This window comes from Jannaschia formosa, from assembly GCF_003340555.1.
Lineage (GTDB): Bacteria > Pseudomonadota > Alphaproteobacteria > Rhodobacterales > Rhodobacteraceae > Jannaschia > Jannaschia formosa.
This window is the reverse complement of the sequence record NZ_QPLJ01000044.1, coordinates 1-14,201: the sequence shown is the minus strand read 5'-3', so window position 1 is coordinate 14,201 and position 14,201 is coordinate 1. Positions and strand designations below refer to the sequence as shown.

At 64.9% G+C, this 14,201-nt stretch carries 12 protein-coding genes and 2 pseudogenes; 8 read left to right on the top strand and 6 right to left on the bottom strand.

What is annotated here, in order from left to right:
* Positions 1-116 precede the first annotated feature (116 nt).
* A complete protein-coding gene (locus DR046_RS23845) occupies positions 117-287 on the bottom strand; it encodes a PIN domain-containing protein (protein WP_209313642.1) in 171 nt (56 codons plus the stop codon).
* A 7-nt stretch (positions 288-294) separates the two neighbouring features.
* A complete protein-coding gene (locus DR046_RS21930; RefSeq protein WP_115384496.1) occupies positions 295-1,356 on the bottom strand; it encodes a helix-turn-helix domain-containing protein in 1,062 nt (353 codons plus the stop codon).
* A gap of 103 nt (positions 1,357-1,459) precedes the next feature.
* Here DR046_RS21930 and DR046_RS21925 point away from each other — a divergent pair, with 103 nt between their 5' ends.
* From DR046_RS21925 to DR046_RS25070, 3 genes are read left to right on the top strand one after another with little or no spacing between them, the layout of a single operon-like run.
* Entirely contained in the window at positions 1,460-2,536 is a 1,077-nt protein-coding gene (locus DR046_RS21925) for a CBASS cGAMP-activated phospholipase (protein WP_245191055.1), read from the top strand.
* Positions 2,533-3,723, top strand: a complete 1,191-nt coding sequence (locus tag DR046_RS21920; protein WP_115384494.1) for a nucleotidyltransferase domain-containing protein — start codon at positions 2,533-2,535, stop codon at positions 3,721-3,723. The genes DR046_RS21925 and DR046_RS21920 overlap by 4 nt, the downstream gene beginning before the upstream one ends.
* 1 nt (position 3,724) lies before the next feature.
* Entirely contained in the window at positions 3,725-4,207 is a 483-nt protein-coding gene (locus tag DR046_RS25070) for a type II CBASS E2 protein (protein ID WP_115384493.1), read from the top strand.
* A 172-nt stretch (positions 4,208-4,379) separates the two neighbouring features.
* Here DR046_RS25070 and DR046_RS23840 read toward each other — a convergent pair whose 3' ends face one another.
* Positions 4,380-4,541, bottom strand: a complete 162-nt coding sequence (locus tag DR046_RS23840; RefSeq protein ID WP_167767238.1) for a hypothetical protein — start codon at positions 4,539-4,541, stop codon at positions 4,380-4,382.
* 149 nt (positions 4,542-4,690) lie between these two features.
* On the opposite strand from DR046_RS23840, the gene DR046_RS21910 reads away from it, so the two are divergent.
* From DR046_RS21910 to DR046_RS21900, 3 genes are all read left to right on the top strand, one after another.
* A complete protein-coding gene (locus DR046_RS21910; protein ID WP_115384492.1) occupies positions 4,691-5,245 on the top strand; it encodes a hypothetical protein in 555 nt (184 codons plus the stop codon).
* Positions 5,246-5,518: 273 nt separating this feature from the next.
* Positions 5,519-5,947: a hypothetical protein gene (locus DR046_RS21905; protein ID WP_115384491.1), complete on the top strand. Its 429-nt coding sequence runs from the start codon at positions 5,519-5,521 to the stop codon at positions 5,945-5,947.
* 76 nt (positions 5,948-6,023) lie between these two features.
* Positions 6,024-8,126, top strand: a complete 2,103-nt coding sequence (locus tag DR046_RS21900) for an AAA family ATPase (protein ID WP_167767237.1) — start codon at positions 6,024-6,026, stop codon at positions 8,124-8,126.
* A 532-nt stretch (positions 8,127-8,658) separates the two neighbouring features.
* Here DR046_RS21900 and DR046_RS21895 read toward each other — a convergent pair.
* Positions 8,659-9,687: an IS110 family RNA-guided transposase gene (locus DR046_RS21895; RefSeq protein ID WP_115384489.1), complete on the bottom strand. Its 1,029-nt coding sequence runs from the start codon at positions 9,685-9,687 to the stop codon at positions 8,659-8,661.
* Between the two features lie 584 nt (positions 9,688-10,271).
* Here DR046_RS21895 and DR046_RS21890 point away from each other — a divergent pair.
* Positions 10,272-11,294, top strand: a complete 1,023-nt coding sequence (locus tag DR046_RS21890) for an ion channel (RefSeq protein WP_245191056.1) — start codon at positions 10,272-10,274, stop codon at positions 11,292-11,294.
* Between the two features lie 586 nt (positions 11,295-11,880).
* On the top strand, positions 11,881-13,290 hold the full coding sequence (locus tag DR046_RS21885; RefSeq protein WP_306418068.1) for a TrkH family potassium uptake protein: 1,410 nt from the start codon (positions 11,881-11,883) through the stop codon (positions 13,288-13,290).
* 79 nt (positions 13,291-13,369) lie between these two features.
* Here the strand turns inward: DR046_RS21885 and DR046_RS21880 are convergent.
* Positions 13,370-13,810: pseudogene (locus DR046_RS21880) on the bottom strand (IS5 family transposase); the annotation flags it as partial.
* Between the two features lie 53 nt (positions 13,811-13,863).
* Positions 13,864-14,201, bottom strand: a pseudogene (locus DR046_RS21875) (transposase); the annotation flags it as partial.

Genomic DNA, 14,201 nt, shown 5'->3' with positions numbered 1-14,201 from the left:
ACCGCCTGCCAGCGCGAGGCATGCTGACCCTCGGTCTCGAGAACCAGCCGCACGGCGCGCTCGCGCACCTCAGGGGAAAACTTGTTCGTGGTCTTGCTCATGATGCTCCATCCTACTCAGGGGTTGGAGCCTCCGGCAGACCCGGCGCGGTTCACATGAGGGGCCAGCTCTCGGTCGTAGAGAAGATCGGGCACCACGAAGTCATGCGGCAACGCGAAGATGCGCGTCGTCAGACCGGCGCGCTCGATGTCGATGAGTACGGAGGTGTCGGAGACGAGGATCGGCATCGGGCCGTTATGCCACGGCGTCGAGCTCCTCCTCCAGCCCGCGGACGGTCATTCCAAGCAGTTCGGCCGCGCGGGGCTCACCGATAAGCCCCTCGGAAAGCGCGCGGAAACACAGGCGACGGAAGCGCATCGGCTCTTCGCGTTCGGGATCGAAGGCCTCCGGTTCCTCATAGGGCTCCGCCCGCCAGCCGTAGCGGTCGTAAAGATCGAAGAGATCGCGGTAGAGCGTCTGATTGATAATCCCGAGATCCTTGCAACGGTACGTAAGCGCCTGGAGACTGACACCGTAGCGACGCTTCAGCACACGAAGCTCGCCCAAGCTGATCTCCTTGCGCCGCTGGCCAATCTCCTGGCGCAGCACCTCGCCCGGCACGAGGAAGGCGCCGGCGAAACGGTTCGCGACCTTCTCCACATCGACGCCGTCGGCCACGTCCAGGACCAGATGCGCCAGTTCGTGCGCGAGGCTGAACCGCTTGCGCTCAGACCAAGCACCCTTGGCGATCATGATGATGGGCACGGGCGGATGCCCATCACGCTCGACCCTTGCCGCGAGCCCGTCGACGCGAGGGGAGTCGACCGACACGATCTTGATGCCGTGCTCTTCGAGGAGCTCTGCAAGCTTCGGCACAGGATCGCCACCGAGATCCCACTCGTCGCGCAGCGCATCCGCTGCGGCATCCGCTTGTTCGACGGACGTGATTGCGAACGCGGCGGAGCGCGGCGGCGCCCAGTGCGACGTGGGCAGGCACAGCATTTCCTCGACGAGGAGATAGCGCTCCACGAAGGCGAGCGTCCGGGCCTCGATCGCAGCGGCCTCCTTGCGCGAGGTCGAAGCTGGTTTGCGGAACTCGACCCCTTCGAGCTGCAGGTCACCGTCTCCGAGCAGATAGTCGATTTCGACATCAAGCGCCTGTGCGAGCGCGGAGAGCACGGAGGAACGCGGCATGTCTTCATCGCGCTCGTACTTGCCGATGGCCTGCGCGGAGACCTTGCGATCCATCGCGTCCGCAAGGGCACGCAGCGACAGACCGGCAGCCGTGCGCGCGGACTTCAAACGTCGTCCGATCATGATCGTCTCTCCCTACGGGTTACATTCATGCGCACGACCTACAGTTTTGTAAACCGGAGACCTTGCGGCAGATAGTCCGACCGCCTAAGTTTACAATTGATCGGTGAAGAAAGTGTTCCGTAAACCGGGCAAGGTCGAGGCAGTGCGACATCAAATGGACGAAGAGGTCGGGGCAGGGGTCCGACGGATCCTGAGCATAGATGGCGGCGGCATTCGCGGCGTCGAGCCGGCGGCATTCCTCGCTGCGCTCGAGGACGACCTCGACGAGCCCATCGGATCGTATTTCGATCTGATCGCCGGGACGTCGACAGGAGGCATCCTCGCCATTGGGCTCGCGATGGGCCTGCGCGCTTCCGAACTCCTCAACCTCTATGAGACCCGGGGTCCAATCATCTTCCGGGAAGGACCAGAACTCGGCACCGTCCAGAGATGGCTGCGCGAGAAGGCACGGACGTTCGGTCGCCAATTCTTCCGCCCGAAGCACGATGCGGAGGTGCTCCGGACCGAACTGTACGGCGTCCTCGGTGATCGCCTACTCGGTGATGCTCGGACACGCCTCGTGATCCCGGCTTGGGACGCGGATCGCCGCAGCGTCTACATCTACAAGACGGCGCACCATCCAAGGCTGAAGACGGACTACCGCAAGCCGGCGCTCGACGCGGCCATGGCGACCGCGGCCGCGCCGACCTACTTCGCGCGGCATCGCACGGTCGATGCGACCGGCCTCCTCGACGGGGGCGTCTGGGCGAACAATCCGATCGGCGTAGCGGCGGTGGAAGCGACGACGCGTCTAGGTTGGCGAGGCGAGGACCTGCGCATTCTGAGCCTCGGCTGTGGCGAGGAGGTCTACCTCTTCGACGATGCGGCCGGCTTCAAAGATCTCGGGATTAGCGGGCTGACGCGGCTCCTGATGGATGGCCAGTCCAGAGGCGCCGTGGGCATGGCGAAGCTGCTCACCGGGCACCCCCATCAGGGGGATACGATCCATCGCTACGCCACGCCCGTGCCGGCAGACTTCTTCAGTCTCGACGATACTACCAAGATCGACCGCCTAAAGGGTCTCGGCGTCTCGGCCGCCCGCTATGCGCAGCCGATCCTCGAGCCCGTATTTTTCGGGGCCCCAGCTGACCCTTTCGAGCCGTACCATCCCATCTCAGCCGCAAAGGACCACGCAGCATGAACGCCTCGTTCCGCCCACTCACTCCGCAAGACCGTCTCCGGCGTGCGGAACTCTATCGCCTTCTCGTCGAGATCTGCGAGGACCTTGCGCCGACGAAGGAGCAGTTCGAACGTGCCCGCTCCGCCTACGAGGCTGTGGCGACGTGGATCGCCGGCTCCGACGACCCGCTGCTGGCGTCTACACTGGTCTACCTGCATGGCAGCGGCGGTCTGGGCACGACCATCAAGCCCATCGGGCGGACGGAGTTCGACATCGACCTGATCTGCTTGCTGCTTGGCGTGAACCAACGCACGGACCCTGCGGCGGTCAAGGCGGCGGTCGGGCGGCGGCTCCGCGAGCATGGCCGCTACGCGCAGATGCTTCAGGAGAAGAAGCGCTGCTGGCGCCTCAACTACGCGGGCGAGTTCCACCTCGACCTGTCGCCGACGATCCCGAACATCCTCTGCGCAAACGGCGGAGAACTCGTCCCGGACAAGGCTCTCTGGTCGTGGCATCCGACGAACCCACGGGGATATCGCAAGCTCTTCGAAAGACGGGCAGCGCTGACCCCTCGGATCATCAAGCGCTTCGCTGAATCGCAGAACCGGGCCGATGCCGAGCCGTTCCCGGCTACGCTCACGCTCGCGAGCGTGCTGAACCGCATCGTGCAGATCCTCAAGCGCCATCGCGACGTGCACTTCCTGGACGTCCGCGAGGATGTTGCTCCGATCTCGATCATCATCACGACACTCGCGATGAGAGCCTACGAAGCCGTCGTTCTGCGGGAGGCCTACGAGGATGAGCTCGACGTGCTGATCGCCACGGTTCGAGCGATGCCTCGGTTCATCGAGCGCCCGTTGATCGACGGCTGCTCGGCCTACGCGGTCTGGAATGAGACGACGCAGGGCGAGAACTTCGCAGACAGATGGAACCGCGAGCCCGAACGGGCGCAGGCGTTCTTCGGCTGGCACGCAAAGGCTCTGGAAGACCTGGAGGCATTCCGAGACACCTCCGGGCTAGATCGGATCCGCACTCGCATGGAGGCGGGATTCGGTCAGGCTGGGGTTCGCGTGATGAGCCGTCACCAGGACAGGCTGAGCGAGGCCCGGAAGTCTGGACAGCTCTGGCTCACCTCGTCGGCGGGACTCATCACGACCCCGGCCCCTGCATCCACGCCAGTCAGGTCCAACACCTTCTGCGGCGACTGAAATGTGGACGGCGGGGGAACGCAAAGTTCTGACCCTCCCGCAGCAACACCTCTTCTTGCGGGCGAGCCCTCTCCTCGTCGGAGCAGACGGCCGACTGACGGCGACCGAACTGATGTGGAAGTTCGACGCCTGTCCGGACCCGCTCTCGCGGACCTACCGGCTGCGACTCCACTATACGTCGGAGACGACGCCGTCAGTCACGGTCGAGAGCCATGATCTCCGCGAGTTGAGTGACGGACGGGCGCCCCCGCACCTTTATCACAATCCGGATCGGCTCTGCCTGTACCTGCCAGGCACCGAAGAATGGGATCGCACGCAGCGCCTAGACCAGACGATCGTGCCATGGTCCTTCTTATGGCTGGTCTACTTCGAACACTGGCTGGCGACGGACGAGTGGGGCGGCGGTGGGCAGCACCCCGATCCAGACGCTCCGTGTACCGGAAACAGGGCGGAACGCCGAAGAGTCGCAGCTCAAAATCGGTAGAGCATTTTTGGGTAATTGATTAGGAGCCTCTGCGGCGCCGCATCGCGGCGATACCGCACCGCACCAAGATCTGCTTAGGGCCGGAAGAGGACCTTGTTGTCTTGCCGCTGTCAAGCTCGATCTGGTTTGATTGCTTTAACAGTAGGCCTTTCGCGGCAAGGGCGGTCAGCCGCTATCGGTCTTCGCGGGAAGTATCTGCCTCTTCCCACTCGCGGATATGCTTCTCGATGATCCTCCGGATGACTTCCTGGCGGGTGGGCCGGCCCTCGAGGCGATCGCCTACGGCGTCGAGCCGATCTGCCAGATCCTCGCTCACCGACATCATGAAAGTCATGTTTCTTGTTTTCGGGCGGCCCCTTGGCGGCATGATATGAATTCCTGGTTGACGTTTCGGGAATACATATATATATACATTCAGCGAGACGAGCAAGAGTGGCTGCTCTCGCCCGTCTCTCATCCCAGCCGATCTCAGGAGGATCGACAGTGACTGACGTCATTCCTATCATTCGCCCCGCCCGGGGCCCATCCCCTCATTCCTCATGCCCATGCCCCTTCTTCGGGGCGGCTGTCCAAGAGCTCGAGCGCCTGCTGTTCGCCGACGCCGCGGCCCAGGGCATTCCGGATGGCGATCCGGCCTATGCCGACGGATCATCTGCGGCCGACGCCGCGTTCGAGGCCGCCGTCGCGGCGGTGGAGCGCTGCTGCGTGGCTGCCGATCCTGATGCATACCGCGCGGCTGCCGATGTGATCCTCCGGCTGCTCCACGCTGAACGGGCGGCCGACGTGGCGTTCATCGTCAGGACATTCCGGACGGTCGCCTTCGACAGGGCCGTGGAGGCCGATCGGACGGTCAGTCTCTCTCTCCGCCGCGCCTCCTCGATTCTGACCGATCTTGCGGCGGTCTGGCAGAATGAAGACCTCGATCCGGGGCGGTTCGAGCCGGAAACCCCGGCCCGTCGCGTGGATCGGCCGTGCCGCGACCTCCTGCTCGACGAGCGCAGCGACGACGACTGTCTCGGGATCACGATCCCCTCCTGACACGCGCGGACGTGCCCGCATACGGCCGGTCCGGCCGTCGCGCGCTTCGGAGGAAGCCGGCGACGGCCGCGGTGACCGGCGGCGCTCCGGATTCAGCCACGCCCCGCTTCGAGGACTGCAACATTCCCCAATCAACTTCTCCTTTTCCCCGAAATCGCCTCCGAAGCGGTCCGCGATCGCGACCGGGTCGTCGACCCCGATCCGCTGACTGCGCTCGCGTCCTATCCGGACGTCCCGTCTGAGGCGCTGTCCCATCACGCATCGGCGATCGGGATGGCGGGGGCCGCGGTCGTCGACAGCATCCTGCTCGCGCGGGGCATTTCCGTCATGCCTGCGCCGGATGGACTGGCCTGGGATCGTCTCGCCCTGATCAGGGACACCGCGGTGACGATCCAGATCAAGACCACGACGCGCGCGAACGCGCAGGGTCTTTACGTCTGGAACGTCAGCTGTGGCTACCGGGGCTCTCCAAAAGGCCGCCGGAGATACGGCCATGCGGCATTCAGCATCCTCGCCTGCGTGGTCCTGCCGGAGCATGCCGCGCTCTTCCGCGCGCCGGACCCGTCCCGCGTCGTGATCCGGCCAAGCCTCGTCGACGAACTGCGACGTCGCCCGCTGATCAGCGTCGGGCATGCCTTGTCCGGGATCGGCCTCGATCCCCTTCATGCACCGGCCGATCCCCGTCCCGATCCTGACCGATAGCCCGTGCCGCAGCGCTCACCTCGATGAGCCGGTTCCAAAGCCACCCCCTCTTGCTCCTGTTCGATCCGAGGATGCCATGATCGCAATCTCCGCCACTTCTCCCGCACCCATCGGCCTTCCGCATGACTTCCGCCGCCGGGCTCTCGCGCATTACGTCTCTCGGCGGCGAGAGCGGGAGGTCGAAGCCGTACCGGATCCGGCATCGCCGATTGCGCCCCACGCGGAGCACTCGGTCATCACGCTCGCGCTCATCGCCCGCATCTCGCGCGCCCTTGCCGGCCTCGACTGCGCGGACGCGATCCTGCCCGGCGCGACCCTCGTTCTGCGGTCGGACGAGGATCCGGTTGACCTCGCGCGCGCCTATGAGCGCGATGTCTGTCCCGCGCTCGTGGACGCCCTCGGCATCCAGGAGGCTCGCCCCGGCGTCCTTGTCGCGCTCGACACCGCACGTGGCGATCCCGAGACGCTCCATGCCGCAACCCGCACGGCCATCGAACATGCCCTCTCCCGCGGAGCCATCCTCTGCCTCCACTGCCCGCCCGGGGCCTCCCTACCCGCGAGCCTCCGCTCAGTCACGGCGGCCGAGCTCGTTCTGCCGCCGCTGGTCGTGGCCGATATCCTCGACATGCTCGATGTCGCCGGTGCCCCCGTTCCCGACCGGCTCCGCGACGGCGGGGACGGGGTCTTGTCCGCGGATGCGGACTGTTCCTGTCTCGATACGGTCCAACTGGTCCATGCGTGGGTCGGAGCGGACGCCGCCGCCGTCATGGCGCGTCTGCGCGCTGCCCTCGAAGATCCCTCCAGCGGAGTCGGCAAGGGTGAGCGGGACGCGCCTGCCATGGCGCCCCGTCTGAGGGATCTGCACGGTCTCGGTCCGGCACGGACGCCCTTCGACCGCGTCGTCGCCGACATCGCCGACTGGCGTGCCGGGGTCCTGTCGTGGGCCGACGTCGGCGCCTCTTTCCTGCTCCACGGCCCGCCCGGCGTCGGCAAGACGTCGGTGGCGGCGGCGCTTGCGCGTGAGGTGGGCGGGCCTCTCATCGACATGAGTTATTCGGTGGTGCAGGCCGCCGGTCATCTTGGCCTGACGCTCGCGGAGATGGATGCGCGCGTGGCGAAGGCGGCAGAGACCGCCCCGTGTGTCGTCCTCGTCGATGAGGCGGACGATCTCGCGGACCGCGGCGACGGGGCCGACAGCCACGGCATGCAGTACCGCAGAGCCGTCACCAACGCCTACATCTTGAGGTTGAGCGTGTTGGCCGAGACGCCGGGTGTTGTCGTGGTGCTCGCAAGCAATCATCCTGGGCGGATCGATCCGGCGCTCATCCGGGCAGGACGCTGCGATCACCACGTCGAACTGCGGCTCCCCGACCGCGAGGCGCTGTCCCGGATCCTGCTCCAGCATGTCGGGCATGCTGCGGAGCCGGCTGTCGAGGGCAGGCCGGACTGGGAGAGGGCGGTCCGGGACCTCGTCGGGCGCTCGGGCGCGGATGCGGCCCATGCCGCGCGCGAAGCGATCGCGCTCGCGAGGGAGCGGTCGCGTCAGGACGGCAGGCGGTCGGACCGGACCGTTACCGCGGAAGACGTCCTCACCGCGGTGCGGTCCCTGCTGAGCGGGGCTTCCTGCGGCCTCGCGGACCTTCACCGCATGGCCGTGCACGAAGCCGGACATCTCGTCGCGGCGCATGTCCTCGGAAGACCGCCTCACCGACGGGCGTGGATCGGCGCGACGGGGGGCGGCGTGGAGGGACCGGCCAGTCTGGTCTTCACCGCCGTGACCGCCCGCGCGGAGTTGACGGTCCTGCTCGCCGGTCGTGCCGCGGAGGCCAGGATCATCGGGGACATCTCGTCGGGAAGCGGGGATGGTCCCGGCAGCGACCTCGCACGAGCACGTCTCCTCGCAGGCCGAATGGTCGGAGAATGGCGGCTCGTCGACGTCGAGGCTCCGCCCTTCTGGCGCCGGACATCCGATCTCGACGAGCCGGATCGCGCCGCGGCTGTGGATCTGGTCGCGGAAGCCGATGCGCGAGCTCTGGAGCTTGTCCGCGACGCCGAAAGCGACATCGAGCGCGTCTCCGAGGCCCTCCTGAAGGAGCGCGACCTGTCGCAGACGCAGATCGCCGACCTGCTTGAGGGGATTCCATACGCCGATGCCGCATCCCGACAGCGCATCCACTGAAACAGGAGGGACAGCGGAGCCTGGAGGCCGGCCTTCCTTGTCAGTTATGCTTGGAGCAGAAGCAGGAGACTCAGATGCACCGGAACCTCAAGCTGGCCCCAGAAGAGGCCCGCACGTCACAGACGAGCGGCATACCAGATCGCGGGCTTGGGCGAACGTGTACCCTAAACTGTACCCTGAACAAATGGAGTATGAGAATGTCGATAAAAAACAAACTACTAAACGCCAAAAGTGGCGGAGGGGAGGGGCCTGATATCCAACGTTCTTTTGTGGATGCCGCTCGGTTTGCAAGGAATTTCTGATCTTCGGGACATGTGATCGAGTGCGTTCTTTTGTCAGGCCTGTTCAGTACGGCTGACATGGCGCCGCTGGCCGGGATGGTGATGCGCGGACCGGGGCCAAATCTCCAACAGCGAGTTCGAGACTCGGAGAACGTTACTGGTTTGCCCGACCCGGATCGTTTGGATCATTTGCCCATTTGGATCATGCCTTCCTCACAACTCGGTGGTCCCGATGTCTGCCCGGCGCCCGATCAGGCGCCGATCAGCACCGGACCACGATAGCTTTCGCCACGCGTCAGCATCGCCCAGATGCCGCGCGCCATCTTGTTCGCCAGTGCGACCGCCACGACCGGGATCGGTTTGCGCTCGAGCATCCGGGCCAGCCAGGATCCCTTCGGCGCCCCTCGCCGCGAGGCCCAATGGATCACGGCGGTCGCCCCGATCACAAGCAGCCGCCGGATATCCCGTTGCCCCATCTTCGAAGTCTTCCCCAGCCTTTGCTTGCCGCCGGTGGAATGCTGCTTGGGGACGAGGCCGAGCCAGGCCGCGAAGTCCCGCCCGCGCCGGAACTGCTCCATCGGCGGCGCGAATGTCTCGACCGCGAGTGCGGTGATCGGCCCGACGCCCGGCATCGTCTGCAGTTGGCGCGGCAGGTCCGCTTCGTTCGACAGCGCCGCGATCCGAGCTTTCAAGGCGTCGATGCGGTCAGTGAGGTGGGCGATCTGGTCGAGTAACATGCGGCAGACCTCCCGGGCGAGGTCGGGAATACCCGTGTCAGGATCGTCGACGACCTTCGCGAGGCGTGGGACATAGCCGATCCCCTCTGGCGCGACATGGCCGAACTCGTAGAGATGCGAGCGCAGCGCGTTCACGGCCTCGGTGCGCTGCTTCACGAGCTGTTCCCGCGTCCGGAACGCGACCGCACGTGCCTGCTGGTCGGCGGTCTTCGGTTCGACAAACCGCATGGTCGGCCGCAGCGCCGCCTCGACGATGGCCTCGGCATCGGCCGCGTCGTTCTTCTGCCGCTTGAGGAACGGCTTGACGTAGTGCGGCGCGATCAGTCGGACCTCATGCCCATGCCGCGACATCTCCCGGGCCCAGTGATGCGCACTGGCGCAGGCCTCAATCGCAACCCGACACGGCAGCTGCTCAGCCATGAACCGGGCGAACTGCGGCCGGGTCAGCTTCTTTCGGAACAGGACCGTCCCGTCCGCCGTAGCGCCGTGCACCTGGAACACGTTCTTTGCGAGATCGACGCCGATGATGGTAACCTCTTCCATGGATGCCCTCTCCTTCAGCTTGGGTTTCGACACCGCGAGCTTGGCACATTGCGATGCCGTCAGGGGAGAGCGGCATCCACCCCATCTCCACCCCTTAGAGCGTTGTTTTCATTGGGTCGAGATGTCGGTTCGCATGCCAGATGATGCCGGTGGCCTGTCATCCGACGCAGGAATCTCGTGGACCCTCGCCGGGCGGAGCATGGCCCGCCAGATGTGATGCGTCTCACCGTTGATCTTCACGGACACCTCGTCAAAGTGCAATCGCCAGTGGGGGGGCCGCACGCCCTCGATCCGGCGCTTTCAGATTTCGGCGGCGAAGATTTGCAGAACCTGTGCCACCAGAATCGAACCGTCTCATAGCTCATATCGACGCCGCTTTCATGAACCGCTGATCCGGTTTATTCTGATCAAGACTGGCGCTATGCTTCCGCTGGCACCGATACAGATGAGACCGGTTAAAAATGTCGTACTGAACGCGCAACGCATTGATCCTACAGTTCACCTCACTGTTGCGCAGGCTGCGCCGACGGCGTTACCGGACGCCATGGACGCCGCGCCGGTCGCTGCGGAAACTGTTGCTCGTCGTGCTCTTGCTCGCGGCGCTACACATCGCCGCGATGGTCATCTTTGAAAAGCTGACGCCCTTTCAAGGGCTGTGGTTGACGCTGACGACGATGACGACAGTCGGCTACGGCGACTATTCCGCGGAAAGCGTGCCTGGCCGGATATCGACGATCGTGTTGGTCTTTCTCGGCGGCATCTGGATCGCCTTTCAGAGCGCTGCCACCTTCTTCGAACATCGCATGGAGCGCCGTGAACGCATGCGTGAAGGCAGATGGAGATGGAACATGGACGGACACATTCTTCTGCTGAACCCGCCAAGCCGTCAGGCACCCGCTTATCTTGCGCGGCTAGTCAGGGAGTTCCGCGCCAGTCATCGGTTTCGCCAGGTGCCGGTTCAAATCGTCTCCTCGGATTTCCCCGATGGCTTGCCGGACGAACTTGGAGAAATGAGCGTCATCCATTTTTCCGGCGAGGCTTGGGAGGATGGTTCGCTGCGGGCAGCCAATGCCGCCGAGGCGGACGTGATCGTGGTTCTCGCCGCTGACGATGTCGATCCCTCCACAGACGGGCGCACGCTCGACATCGTAGACCGGCTGCGCACGATCGGCGCCAAGGGCCGCATTCTGGCGGAATGCGTCGATGATGCAAACCGGCCCCGTTTCAAGCGCTTCGGCGCCGACGTGATAGTCCGGCCGATGCGCGGCTATCCGGAGATGATCGTGCGCGCACTTGCGGCACCCGGGGCCGAAGCAATTCTTGAGGACATGTTTACCAGTCGTGGTGACGAGGTCTGGCGCTATGACGTAGCGGTCTCCGGCTGCACCTGGGGGGAGCTGGCATCCACGCTCATTTCGGCCAACATAGGCGTTCCGATCGCCTATCGCGGGTCGGGCGAGAACCGGATGCGGATCAATCCGGAATCCGCCACGGTCGTTGACGCTGACAAGCTCTTCGTGCTGGTGCGGGAAGGCAATGCCCGGCCCGATGCCGAGATCGCTATGCTGCTGAAACCGATCTGTGCTAAACTCAAGACGCAGGAGTAGCGGTCAGGGCGGGTCCGATCGGAGCCACGTCGTCCTGCTGCTCTCCGTTCCTGTGGCGGCTTGGTAGTTCGGCTTCTTGGCGTGAGGCCTTGAAATCCGGTTCCGACGATGTGGCTCCTTAGAGCTGTGATGCCCGGCGTGGGTGCTCGTCAGCGACGACGAACGACTCGCGCGTCGACGCTCATCCGCGCTTCGAGCTGCACTTCGCGCTCACCAGCGCCTCTTGGCTGAACCTGGTCGAGTTCCTCTCCGCGGAGATCAAATCGAAGGCATCCGTCGGGACAGCTATTCCACGGTCGATGGTTTGGAGGCCGCCATCTATGACCATCTGCTCGAGCAAGACGTCCGTCCGAGGCCCTTCACCTTGCCCGAGTCGGCAGAAACATCCTCACCCCAGAGCGCCGCGTCCTGAACGCCTTCGATAGGTGCCGCGGCAATGGGTAGGAAGCTTCAGAACTGGAATACTAGACCTTTCGGGCACCCGGGCTCAGAGTCGGCCCGACCGAGGCTACATGAGATTTGCTTTGTCACTACAGTCCTCGTACACCACCGCCGAAAACCGTTGGCGGCCAATGCCTTGAACTTCGTGATCTTCTCCAACGGTATCCTGCTGGTCGGGATGGCGGCGCTCATGGCGGGGATCGGGGCCCTGTTCCCGACGACACGCGAAGTATTCTTGCTCTCTGCATTCTTCGCCGGGCTGATCGGGGGGCTGGTTTCGCTTGCGGTCTCTCACCGGGTCTCGGATTTTCGCAGGCTGCATACGTTCCTGTTGACCGGCACCATCTGGATCACGGGCGCCACCGCAGGTGCACTGCCACTGTGGCTTTGGCAGCTTTCGCCCTCTGACGCGTTCTTCGAGGCTATGTCGGGGATCACCACGACCGGCTCTACCGTGATGACCGGCCTTGATACGACAGCGCCCGGCATCCTGCTCTGGCGCGCGGTCCTGCAATGGCTGGGCGGCGTCGGGTTCATCGTGACCGGAATCGCATTCCTGCCGATCCTGCGGGTAGGCGGCATGCAGCTCTTCCGGACCGAAAGCTCCGAGCGCGGGGAGAAGGAGATGGCAAGTGCGGCGCGGTTCGCCGGCGCCACAGTCTGGATCTACCTTTCGCTGACGGGTCTCTGCGCCCTTGTCTACGCCACTGGCGGCATGAGCCCCTTTGAGGCCGTCGCGCATGCGCTCACAACCGTCTCGACGGGGGGCTATTCCACGTCTGACGCGTCATTCGGACATTTCGAGAGCGCGTTCCTGCAATGGTCGGGGACACTCTTCATGATCGCCGGATCGTTGCCCTTCGCATGGTACATCAAGGGACTCAATCGGCGCGTCTTCCGCAGCGAACAGGTGCGGGGCATCCTTATCTTCTTCGCTTTGACAATCGCACTTCTGACCTTGTGGCGCGTTGCGACGGCGCAGACGCCGGTGATGGAGACCCTGCGGCTCGTCGCCTTCAACGTCGTTTCGGTCGTCACGACCACCGGGTACGCGACCACGGACTACACGACGTGGGGACCCGTTGCCGTGGTCGTGTTCTTCGCGCTGACGGCTGTCGGTGGATGCACGGGCTCGACCTCAGGCGGTGCCAAGATCATGCGCTGGATCATCCTGTTCCGAATGATCCGCATTCAGATCGGGACGATCCAGTCGCCGTCTGCGATCATGAAGGCGCGCTACGAAGGCAGGCCAGTCGAACGTGACGTGACCAGTGGCGTGTCGACGTTTTTCTTCCTCTACTTCATGACCGTCGGTCTTCTGGCAGTGGGTCTGGGCCTCTATGGGCTGGACTTCGAAACCTCGGTCAGCGGGGCATTGACTGCCGTCGCCAATGTCGGGCCGGGAGTCGGAAATACCATCGGACCGGCGGGCAACTTCGCGACGCTGCCTGACGGGGCAAAGCTTCTGCTGTGCTTCGGCATGTATGTCGGCCGCCTCGAGATGTTGACCGTCTACGTCCTGCTGACCGCGGCTTTCTGGCGGGAGGTTGCGTGAGAAGGTCGCTCCGGCGCGATCACCCAAGATACACCCTGCTGGACGGGTAGCCGACCCGCGGCTTAGGCGTCGTCTTCATTTACCGCATCCATTCCAAGGCACATGCGATGTGGAGGAAGGCTGTGAAGCTGGAGAGGGTCTTCTCGCAGCGCAGGGCGATGCGCCGGTAGCGCTTGAGGCGGTTGAAGAAGCGCTCGACGAGGTTGCGCTCCTTGTAGAGCGTCCAGTCGGTACTGGGCTTGTCGGCACGCGACGGGTTGGGCTTGATCTGCGCCTGGGCGCCGAGGCTGTCGGCGACGAAGCCGCGCAGGTGGTCGGCATCGTAGGCGGCGTCCGCAATGACATGGGCGATGCGTCCCTTTGCAGCCAGCCCTTCGAGCAGGCTTCGCGCCTGCGGGCCGTCACCCCACTGCCCTGGCGTGACGACGAGGTGGACGGGTAGGCCGAGGGCATCGACGGCAGCGTGAACCTTCGTCGTCAGGCCCCCGCGGGAGCGACCGATCGCGTGAGCCGAAGCCCCCCCTTCAGGCCGTCGACATCGGCCTCCATGATCAGCTGAAGGACGGCCTTGCAAGCCCCGAGAGCCTTCACCTGGTCGCGCACGGCGGTGCTGTCGTAGCCCTTGTCCCCGGTCACCACGAGCGCGTCGGGCGGGAGGCGTTGCAACAGCGTCTCGGCGGCGATGCAGTCGGCCACGTTGCCGCCCGTGAGCATCAGCCGGACGGGGCGGCACCAGCGGTCCGCGAGTGCGTGTATCCTGGTCGTGCGCCCCCCGCGCGAGCGCCCGATGCCCTGCGCGACCTCCCCCCTTTTCCCCCGCTGGCCGAGCGGTGGGCGGAGACGGCGGAACTGTCGATGAGCACCTGCGCGGGTGGACCGCCCGCATCGGCCAAGGCCTCGAAGATGCGCAC

What these genes read in the sequence shown, in the direction of transcription:
- DR046_RS23845 (WP_209313642.1), bottom strand. Translation starts at nt 287, where the DNA reads ATGCCGATCCTCGTCTCCGACACCTCCGTACTCATCGACATCGAGCGC.
- DR046_RS21930 (WP_115384496.1), bottom strand. Translation starts at nt 1,356, where the DNA reads ATGATCGGACGACGTTTGAAGTCCGCGCGCACGGCTGCCGGTCTGTCG.
- DR046_RS21920 (WP_115384494.1), top strand. Translation starts at nt 2,533, where the DNA reads ATGAACGCCTCGTTCCGCCCACTCACTCCGCAAGACCGTCTCCGGCGT.
- DR046_RS25070 (WP_115384493.1), top strand. Translation starts at nt 3,725, where the DNA reads ATGTGGACGGCGGGGGAACGCAAAGTTCTGACCCTCCCGCAGCAACAC.
- DR046_RS23840 (WP_167767238.1), bottom strand. Translation starts at nt 4,541, where the DNA reads ATGACTTTCATGATGTCGGTGAGCGAGGATCTGGCAGATCGGCTCGAC.
- DR046_RS21905 (WP_115384491.1), top strand. Translation starts at nt 5,519, where the DNA reads ATGGCGGGGGCCGCGGTCGTCGACAGCATCCTGCTCGCGCGGGGCATT.
- DR046_RS21900 (WP_167767237.1), top strand. Translation starts at nt 6,024, where the DNA reads ATGATCGCAATCTCCGCCACTTCTCCCGCACCCATCGGCCTTCCGCAT.
- DR046_RS21895 (WP_115384489.1), bottom strand. Translation starts at nt 9,687, where the DNA reads ATGGAAGAGGTTACCATCATCGGCGTCGATCTCGCAAAGAACGTGTTC.